Source organism: Nonomuraea sp. NPDC023979 (genome assembly GCF_040639085.1).
GTDB lineage: Bacteria > Actinomycetota > Actinomycetes > Streptosporangiales > Streptosporangiaceae > Nonomuraea > Nonomuraea ceibae.
The window spans coordinates 37,042-45,727 of sequence record NZ_JBEZZG010000051.1; the positions used below are offsets into that span (position 1 = coordinate 37,042).

Annotated in this window: 8 protein-coding genes; 6 read left to right on the top strand and 2 right to left on the bottom strand. The window is 74.1% G+C overall.

Annotated elements, in window-relative coordinates; genetic code table 11:
- The first annotated feature begins 9 nt into the window (after positions 1 to 9).
- The 4 genes from AB0G11_RS46135 to AB0G11_RS46150 are packed head-to-tail and all read left to right on the top strand — an operon-like array spanning position 10 to position 4,660.
- Complete coding sequence (locus AB0G11_RS46135) at positions 10 to 1,065, top strand: winged helix DNA-binding domain-containing protein (RefSeq protein ID WP_357593425.1); 1,056 nt, start codon at positions 10 to 12, stop codon at positions 1,063 to 1,065.
- 1 nt (position 1,066) lies between these two features.
- Complete coding sequence (locus AB0G11_RS46140; RefSeq protein ID WP_219508107.1) at positions 1,067 to 2,497, top strand: wax ester/triacylglycerol synthase family O-acyltransferase; 1,431 nt, start codon at positions 1,067 to 1,069, stop codon at positions 2,495 to 2,497.
- Between the two features lie 17 nt (positions 2,498 to 2,514).
- Entirely contained in the window at positions 2,515 to 3,618 is a 1,104-nt protein-coding gene (locus tag AB0G11_RS46145) for a winged helix DNA-binding domain-containing protein (protein WP_357593427.1), read from the top strand.
- A gap of 52 nt (positions 3,619 to 3,670) precedes the next feature.
- On the top strand, positions 3,671 to 4,660 hold the full coding sequence (locus AB0G11_RS46150; RefSeq protein ID WP_357593429.1) for a zinc-binding dehydrogenase: 990 nt from the start codon (positions 3,671 to 3,673) through the stop codon (positions 4,658 to 4,660).
- Positions 4,661 to 4,664: 4 nt separating this feature from the next.
- Here the strand turns inward: AB0G11_RS46150 and AB0G11_RS46155 are convergent, their stop codons facing one another.
- Together AB0G11_RS46155 and AB0G11_RS46160 are read right to left on the bottom strand one after the other, a co-directional pair.
- Positions 4,665 to 5,660 carry an RNA polymerase sigma factor gene (locus tag AB0G11_RS46155; protein ID WP_308125891.1) on the bottom strand — a complete coding sequence of 332 codons (996 nt, stop codon included), beginning with the start codon at positions 5,658 to 5,660 and terminating at the stop codon, positions 4,665 to 4,667.
- Positions 5,661 to 5,769: 109 nt separating this feature from the next.
- The gene (locus AB0G11_RS46160; RefSeq protein WP_357593431.1) at positions 5,770 to 6,534 is read right to left on the bottom strand and encodes a protein phosphatase 2C domain-containing protein; all 765 of its coding nucleotides are present in this window, start codon (positions 6,532 to 6,534) and stop codon (positions 5,770 to 5,772) included.
- A 145-nt stretch (positions 6,535 to 6,679) separates the two neighbouring features.
- Between AB0G11_RS46160 and AB0G11_RS46165 the strand changes: the two genes are divergently transcribed.
- Both AB0G11_RS46165 and add read left to right on the top strand, forming a co-directional pair.
- Complete coding sequence (locus AB0G11_RS46165) at positions 6,680 to 7,441, top strand: class I SAM-dependent methyltransferase (protein WP_219508115.1); 762 nt, start codon at positions 6,680 to 6,682, stop codon at positions 7,439 to 7,441.
- A gap of 25 nt (positions 7,442 to 7,466) precedes the next feature.
- Positions 7,467 to 8,423, top strand: coding sequence for an adenosine deaminase (gene add, locus AB0G11_RS46170; RefSeq protein ID WP_219508117.1), 957 nt, complete (start codon positions 7,467 to 7,469; stop codon positions 8,421 to 8,423).
- The last annotated feature ends 263 nt before the right edge of the window (positions 8,424 to 8,686 follow it).

An 8,686-nucleotide genomic window follows, 5' to 3' on the forward strand; every position in this document is an offset into this window, starting at 1 on the left:
GATGTGTTCATGCTCAGCCTGCGCGACCTCAACCGGGCCACCCTGGCCCGCCAGCACCTCCTGCGACGCCACGAGGGCAGCGCGGCCGACGTCGTGCACCGCCTGGCCGGTCTCCAGGCGCAGGAGCCGCGCCCGCCGTACCTGGGCGTGTGGACCCGGCTCGCCGGGTTCGGCCGCGACGAGCTGCACCGCGACCTGCACGCCGGCACGCTCGTCCGCGCGACGCTGCACCGCGCCACGCTGCACCTGGTGACCGCCGGCGACTACGCCGCGTTCCGGCCGCTGCTGCACCCGGTGCTGGCCGCCGCCGCCCGCCGCTTCGAGGGCGTCGACGCCGACGCCGTGGTGGCCGCCGCCGCGCGGCTGCTCGCCGAGGGGCCGCACACGTTCAACGAGCTGCGGCCGAAGCTGCTCAAGGAGTTCCCCGAGGCGGACCAGCGGCACCTCGGCTACGCGGTGCGCATGCTGATGCCGCTGGTCATGGTGCCGACGCAGGACCGGTGGAGCTTCCCGCGCGACCCCGCCTTCGCCCCGGCCGGCGTCACCCTCGACCCGGCGCCCTCGGCGGAGGCGTTCGCCGAGCGCTACCTGGCCGCCTTCGGCCCCGCCACCGCCGCCGACCTCCAGGCGTGGTCCGGGCTGGGCGGCCTGGCCCCCGTCCTGGACGGCATGCGCGACCGGCTGGAGGTGCTGACCGGCGAGGACGGCAGGGTCCTGTACGACCTGCCGGACGCGCCCCGGCCGGGCGGCGACGTCCCCGCCCCGGTGCGGTTCCTGCCCGACTTCGACACGCTCGTCCTCGGCCACGCCGACCGCAGGCGCATCGTCGCCGACGAGCACCGGGGCCTGGTCACGACCAAGAACCTGCGGGTACGCGCCACGTACCTGATCGACGGGTTCGCCGCCGGGACGTGGCAGATCAAGCGCTCGGGCAAGAAGGCCAGGCTGATCGTCACCCCGTTCGCGCCGCACCGGCCGGACATCCTGGAGGAGGAGGCGACGGCGCTGCTGGCCTTCGCCGAACCCGACGCCACGCAGCGCACGCTCGAAGTCGCGGAGGACTGACATGGCCCAGCTGACCGCCCTCGACGCGGGATTCCTCCACTTCGAGACCGAGACCAACGTCGCCAACATCGCCGGCCTGGCCGTGCTCGACGGCCCTCTCGACCGCGCGAGCCTGCAGTCCCTGCTGGAGGCCCGGCTGCCGCACGTGCCCGCGCTGCGCCGCAAGCTCGCCCGCGTCCCGTTCGACCTGGACCACCCGTACTGGGTGCGCGAGGACGACCTCGACCTCGACTACCACGTGCGCGAGATCGGCCTGCCGCCGCCCGGCGACGACCGGCAGCTCGCCGAGCAGGTGTCGCGGCTGCACCCGCGCCGCCTGGACCGCAGCCGGCCGCTGTGGGAGATCTACCTCATCCACGGCCTGGCCGGCGGCCGCACCGGCCTCTACACGAAGATCCACCACGCGGCCGTCGACGGGATCGGCGGCGCCGACGTGCTGGCCGCGCTGCTCGACCTCGGTCCCGAGCCCGCGCCGCCGCCCTCGGGCGAGCCGGAGCCCGACGCGCCGCTGCCGCCCCGCGCCGAGATGCTGGCGCGCGGCCTGGCCAGGATGGCCCGCAACCCGGCGCAGGCGGTGCGGTTCGCCGCCCGGGCGGTGCCGCACCTGGACGAGATCCCCGTCCTGTCGTGGCTGCCCGGCAGCAGCGTCGCCGCCCGGCTGGCCCGCAAGGCGGCCGGCACCGGGCAGGCGCCGGAGCTGCCCGTGCTGCCCGCGCCGCGCACCCCGTTCAGCGGCCCGGTCTCCCGGCACCGCCGCTTCTCGTTCGTCTCGCTGCCGCTGGAGGAGGTCAAGGCGGTGCGCAAGGCGTTCGGCGTCACGGTCAACGACGTGGTGATGGCCGTGTGCGCGGGCGCGCTGCGCCGCTGGCTGGCCGCGCACGGCGGCGTCCCGCGCCAGCCGCTGATCGCCGGCATCCCGCTCTCGCTGCGCGCCGCCGGCGACGAGGCCCCCGGCAACCAGGTCGCGATCATGACCGCGCCGCTCGGCGTGCACCTGGAGGACCCCGCCGCCCGGCTGGCCCAGGTGCGGCAGGCGATGCGGCGGATCAAGGACCGGTTCTCGCTGTCGCCGGCCCGCTGGCTGCGCGAGTTCAGCGAGTCGATGCCCGCCGCCCTCATGGGGCTGGCCGCCCGCTCGGCGTTCGAGCTCGTCGGCCAGACCGCGCCGCCCATCAACGTGGGCGTCTCCAACGTGCCGGGGCCGCAGTTCCCGCTGTACGTGTGCGGGGCGCGGCTGCTCAGCCTCTACCCGGTCTCGGTGATCACCGACGTGAGCGGCGGCATCAACATCACCGCGTTCTCCTACGACGGCTCGCTCGACATCGGCGTCATCACCGACCGCGACATGGTGCCCGACGCCTGGGAGCTGGCCGCCGACCTCCGCGCCGCCCTCGACGAGCTCCTCAACGCGGAACCTCCCTTGCCGCGATAGTCCCTACCGTGGGCGTCATGACGCCGAACAGCCGCGTACTCGACCGTCGCACGCTCAACCGCACGACGCTCGACCGCCAGCTCCTGCTCGCCCGCTCGGCCATGACGCCCGCGCAGGCCGTCGAACGGCTGGTCGCCCTCCAGGGGCAGGACGTCAACCCGCCCTACTACGGCCTCTGGTCGCGGCTGTCGTCCTTCACCCAGGACGACCTCACCTCCCTGCTCCACAGCAGGCAGGTCGTGCGCGGGTCGCTGCTGCGCGCCACCCAGCACCTGACGCTGGCCGGCGACTACGTGTGGCTGCGCCCGCTCCTGCAGCCGCGCCTGTCACGCGGCCTGCGGGGCGCCTTCGGCGGCGCGCTGCGCGACGTCGACCTCGACGAGCTCGCCCGCCTGGCCCGTGCCCACCTGACCCGGGCCCACCTGAAGGGGCGCACCCTCACCCGCACCCAGGTGCGCGACCTGCTCGCCGAACGCTGGCCCGGCGTCGACCGGCTCGCGCTCAACTGGACCGTCCAGGCCGTCCTCCCCGTGATCCACACCCCGCCCAGCGGCGAGTGGAACCGGGGCGGCGCCGTCCCGTTCACGCTCGCCGAGGAGTGGCTCGGCCGCCCCCTCGACACCGCGCCCCCGGTGGAACGCCTGGTCACTCGCTACCTGGCCGCCTTCGGCCCGGCGGGCGTCATGGACGTGCAGGCGTGGTCCGGGCTGACCCGGCTGCGCCCGGTGATCGAGGCGATGGACCTGCGCGCCTACCGCGACGAGGACGGGCGCGTCCTGTACGACCTGCCGGACGCGCCGCTGGCCGACCCTGAGACACCCGCGCCCGTACGGTTCCTGCCGTACTTCGACAACCTGATCGTCGCCTACGCCGACCGGTCCCGGCTCATGACCGCCGAGCGGCGCAAGGCCGTCTGCGTGGGCGCGGTCATCCACCCGACGTTCCTGGTCGACGGCGTCGTCGCGGGCATGTGGGACCTCAAGGACGACACTCTGACCTTGCGCCCTTTCCGGCCGCTGCCCGGCCCGGTCATGGAGGAGCTGACCGCCGAGGGGGAGCGGCTGCTGGCCTTCGCCGGTGAGAAGGACGCGGCGATCGCGCTTGACCTCATCCAAAGTTGAGGTTGGAGGCTGGGTCCACCGAAACGGACACCGACTCCGAGGAGTGATCCCTGTGCGTGCGATCCAGGCGCGTGAATTCGGCGGACCCGACGTGCTCGCCGCCACCGAGCTGCCCGACCCCGTCGCCGGCCCCGGCCAGGTCGTCATCGGGCTGGCCGCCGCCGACGTCATCTACCTCGACACCCTGCTGCGCCGAGGCTGGGGCGTCGAGATGTTCCCCAGGACGCCCCCGTACGTGCCCGGCACCGGCGGCGCGGGCACCGTCCTGTCCACCGGCGAAGGCGTGGACCCGGGCTGGACCGGCCGGCGCGTCGTCGCCAGCCTCGGCAGCGGCTACGCCGAGCAGGTCGTCGCCGGCGTCGAGGAGCTCACCGAGCTGCCCGGGAAGGTGAGCTTCGAGCAGGCGGCCGCCGTCCTGCACGACGGCGTCACCGCGCTCATGCTCACCCGGCTGGGACCCCCGGAGAAGGACGAGTGGGTGCTGGTGACCGCCGCCGCCGGAGGCGCCGGATCGACGCTCGTGCAGCTCGCCCGCGACGCCGGAGCCCGCGTCGTCGCCGCCGCCCGGGGCGAGCGCAAGCTCGGCCTCGCCCGCGAGCTGGGCGCCGAGCACGCCGTCGACTACAGCGAGGAAGGCTGGCAGGAGCGCGTCCGCGACCTGACCGGCGGCGGCGCCCGGCTCGTCTTCGACGGCGCGGGCGGCGGGCTCGGCCGCGCGGCCTTCGAGGCCGTCGCCGACGGCGGCCGGTTCGTCAGCTACGGCACCGCCGACGGCGGGTTCACCGAGGTCGACGCCGAGGAGGCCGCGCGCCGCCGCGTGGACGCGGTCAACGCCCTCGCGTCGGGGCCGCCCGACCCGGCGGACTCCAGGGCGTGGCTCGCCGAGGCGCTCGACCTGGTCGCCCGGGGCCGCCTGCGCCCGGTCATCGGCGCCACCTTCCCGCTGGAGCGGGCCCGCGACGCCCACGTCTCGCTGGAGGAGCGCCGCACGATCGGCAAGTCGCTCCTGCTCGTCGGCCCGGACCGGCCGGCGGCCCGGTAGCGGCTCAGCCCAGGTAGTCGCGCAGCGCCATCGCCCGTGACGGGTGACGCAGCTTGGACATCGTCTTGGCCTCGATCTGGCGGATGCGCTCGCGCGTCACCCCGTAGATGCGCCCGATCTCGTCCAGCGTCATCGGCTTGCCGTCGACCAGCCCGTAACGCATCGAGATCACCCCCGCCTCCCGCTCCGACAGCTCGTCGAGCAGGGCGCGCAACTGCTGCTGGAGCAGCGTGAAGGAGACGGCGTCGGCGGGGGAGACCGCCTCGGTGTCCTCGATGAGGTCGCCGAACTCGCTGTCGCCCTCCTCGCCCAGCGGCGTGTGCAGCGAGATCGGCTCGCGGCCGTAGCCCTGCACCTCGACGACCCGCGCCGGGTCGAGCTCGGTCTCGGCCGCGATCTCCTCGGGGGTGGGCTCGCGGCCCAGGTCGATCTGCAGGCGCCGCTGGGCCCGCGCCACCTTGTTGATCAGCTCGACCATGTGCACCGGGATGCGGATCGTCCGCGCCTGGTCGGCCATCGCCCGGGTGATCGCCTGCTTGATCCACCAGGTGGCGTAGGTGGAGAACTTGTAGCCCAGGCGGTAGTCGAACTTCTCGATCGTGCGGATCAGCCCCAGGTTGCCTTCCTGGATCAGGTCGAGGAACAGCATGCCGCGGCCCGTATAGCGCTTGGCGATCGACACCACGAGCCGCAGGTTGGCCTCCAGCATGCGGCGCTTGGCCCGCTCGCCGTCGTCGGCGATCCACTCCAGGTCGGCCCGCAGCTCGCGGTCGAGGCCGGGCTCGGTGTCGAGGCGCTCCCTGGCGAACAGCCCGGCCTCGATCCGCTTGGCCAGCTCGATCTCCTGATCGGCGGTCAGGAGGGGCACCCGCCCGATCTCCTTCAGGTATGTCTTGACGGAATCGGCGCTGACGGACACGCCGTCAGCGGGGGTTTCGTCCAGTTCGAGAGCCTCTGCTGTTTGGGTCAAGACAATCTCCTCGCTCGGGTCGGACGGGATCGGGCGTCACAGGGGCGGGCCATCGACCTCCAAAGCGCGTCTTCCCCTTCAAGCTACCCAACGCCTACGACAGGTTGTGACCGCCGTCTCAGAGTCGGCCCAGGCCGACTCACAGGACAGCACTCACGGACATCCAGGCCGCCGTCGCGTCGTCGTGGCGCTTGCCGCTGACCGGGCCGCGCTCGCGCTCCAGGCGGCGCACCTCGGCGATCAGCGCCTCCGGCTCCCGCGCCCCCTCGACCAGGTCCGCCCAGGCGCGCCCGTACCAGTCGGCCAGCCGCGTGACGCCGTCGGTGAACAGGGCGACCCCGCTCAGCCCGGCGGCCTCGACCGTGCCGGTCAGCGCCCGCGCGGCGGCCGACGGGCAGGTGCTCGCCACCCAGAAGCCGCCCGGCCGGTTGCGCAGCGACGACACGAGCTCCACCGAGTACGGCCGCCCGCCCGGCAGGCGGTCGAGCCGGTCGTCGCGCAGCATCGTCACGCCGCCGTCGCGCCCCCGCAACCCGATCGCCGAGTCGCACAGCACCAGGTAGTCGAGCCGGTCGCCGCGCAGCCGGGCCAGCGCGGCCGTGGCCGACGGCGAATCGGGGTTCGACAGGTCGCAGGTGCCCGCGTGCCGCGCCATCACGTCCGCGATCGCCCCGGCCAGCACGTCCGCCAGCGGCTCGCCGCCGTCCATCCGCGCCGCCACCCCGGTGGCCAGCGCCCGCACCAGCCACCGGACGTCGTGCACGCAGCCGGACGGGACGCCGGGCGGCGCGCTCGCCCCGTCGAACAGCGCCACCCACGACGGCCCGGCGACGACGTAGTCCTCGTTGCGGTGCTCGCCGCCCCGCGCCGGGGCGGCGGCGGTCGCGTAACGGACGTGTGGCATCGAACTCCCAGCGGGTGCTCCGCCGCCCAGAAAGCCTGGGCAAACGGGCATCCAAGATTTTCACGTGAGCCGAGGGCACGGCCGGGTAGCTGACTTACATTCCCATCATGAAGGCCCAGTCCACTGACTTTTGGCGGTGCCCCTCGTGACACGCCCCCGTTCGAGCCTGGCGCACCAGGCGTCCTACGCGCTCAGGCACCCGCACAAGGTGATCCCGCACCTGCGGCGGCTGGCCCGCGACACCTGGCTGCGCCTGCACAGCCGCGACCACATCTCCTACTACCGGGCGGTCATGCGGTCCGACACGGCGCGCAGCCCCGAGGGCGCGGTCGGCTCCCACACGCACAAGCGCTGGCTGGCCCTGGGCCAGATGCAGTTCGACTACCTGCTGGAGCACGGGCTCAAACCCGAGTGCCGGATGCTGGAGATCGGCTGCGGCAACCTGCGGGCCGGCCGGCTGTTCATCGACTACCTGCACACCGGCAACTACTACGGCATCGACATCTCGCCCGACATCCTCATGGCCGCGCAGGACACCGTCGCCGACCACGGCCTGCGCGACAAGCTGCCGCACCTCACCCCGGTCCGCGACCTGCGCTTCGCGTTCCTGCCGGACGAGCACTTCGACGTCGTGCACGCGCACAGCGTCTTCTCGCACTCGCCGCTGGAGGTGATCGACGAGTGCTTCGCCCACGTCGGGCGGATCATGCGGCCCGACGGCTGGTTCGACTTCACCTTCGACCGCACCGAGGGCAAGGAGCACCAGGTGCTGCGCGAGGACTTCTACTACCGCACCGAGACGCTGGTGCGGCTGGCCGGGCAGCACGGGCTCGACGCGGTGTTCATGGACGACTGGGAGCGCACCCCGCACAAGCAGTCGAAGATCCGGGTCACCCGCAGGAGCTGACCGCCGGTGTCCTAGGGTGGCGCGCGTGAGAGACGTACGCCTGCTGCCCAAGGCCCACCTGCACGTCCACCTGGAGAGCACCGTACGCCCGGAGACCGTGCGCGACCTCGGCGGCGAGGCCCTGCCCGGACAGGGGGCCGAGCGGGGCTTCTCGAGCTTCCGCGAGTTCGCCGACCGCCGGGCGCTGGTGCGCGGGCTGCTGCGCACCGCGGACGACTTCCGCCGGATCGCCCTGGAGTTCTGCGCCGACGAGGCCGCCCAGGGCACCGGCTACGCCGAGGTCACGTTCACCGCCGCCTCCCACGGCGAGCGGCTCGGCGCGCCGGAGATGCCGCTGGAGGCGGTGCTCGACGGCCTGGCCGAGGGCGGCTCCCGCTACGGCGTCGAGTGCCGCGTGCTGCTCGACCACTCGCGCCGCAGGCCCGTCGAACGGCTGTGGGCCACCTTCGAGCTGGCCCGCCGCTACGACGCGGTGATCGGCATCGGGCTGGCCGGTGACGAGAGCCATCCGCTGGCCCCGTTCGCCGAGGTGTTCGACGCGGCCAGGGACGCCGGGCTGCGGCTGGTGCACCACGCGGGCGAGTTCGCCGGGCCCGCCAGCGTCCGCGAGGCCCTCACGCTGGGCCACGCCGAGCGGCTGGGCCACGGCATCCGCGTGCTGGAGGATCCGTCGCTGGTGGCGGAGCTGCGCGAGCGGGGCGTCCCGCTGGAGGTGTGCCCCACGTCCAACGTCCTGCTCGGCATCGTCCCCTCGCTCGCCGCCCACCCGCTGCCGCGGCTGCGCGAGGCGGGGCTCGCCGTCACGCTCAACACCGACGGCGAGAGCGAGCTCGCCGCCGAGTACGCGCGGGTCCGGGAGGTCTTCGGGTACGGGGACGAGGTGCTGGCGGAGCTGGCCCTGGCCGGGATCGACGCCTCCTTCGCCCGCCCCGAGCTCAAGGAACGCCTGCGCTCGGGGGTCAAGGAGTGGCTGGCGGCCTGAGCCTCCCCGCCCGGTTCGTAAACGATCGCGCGGCAGCCTGACGCCCCTGCGCGGCCGCCGTGGCCGGCACCGTCCTTCCGCTCGGACGCGTACCGTCACCCGCCGCCGAGCTGCCGGCCGCCCGCACGCGCGGACGGCGCGGGCGTACGGCCGCACCACGCGGGACGGTCTCGCGACAGAAGGCGGCATCGCGGCGGGCCGTCGCGCCGCCCCGGCGGAGCGCGGTGGATCCCAGACGCAGCGCCAGGCCCGGGAGCGCGCCA

What these genes read in the sequence shown, in the direction of transcription:
- AB0G11_RS46135 (WP_357593425.1), top strand. Translation starts at nt 10, where the DNA reads ATGCTCAGCCTGCGCGACCTCAACCGGGCCACCCTGGCCCGCCAGCAC.
- AB0G11_RS46140 (WP_219508107.1), top strand. Translation starts at nt 1,067, where the DNA reads ATGGCCCAGCTGACCGCCCTCGACGCGGGATTCCTCCACTTCGAGACC.
- AB0G11_RS46145 (WP_357593427.1), top strand. Translation starts at nt 2,515, where the DNA reads ATGACGCCGAACAGCCGCGTACTCGACCGTCGCACGCTCAACCGCACG.
- AB0G11_RS46160 (WP_357593431.1), bottom strand. Translation starts at nt 6,534, where the DNA reads ATGCCACACGTCCGTTACGCGACCGCCGCCGCCCCGGCGCGGGGCGGC.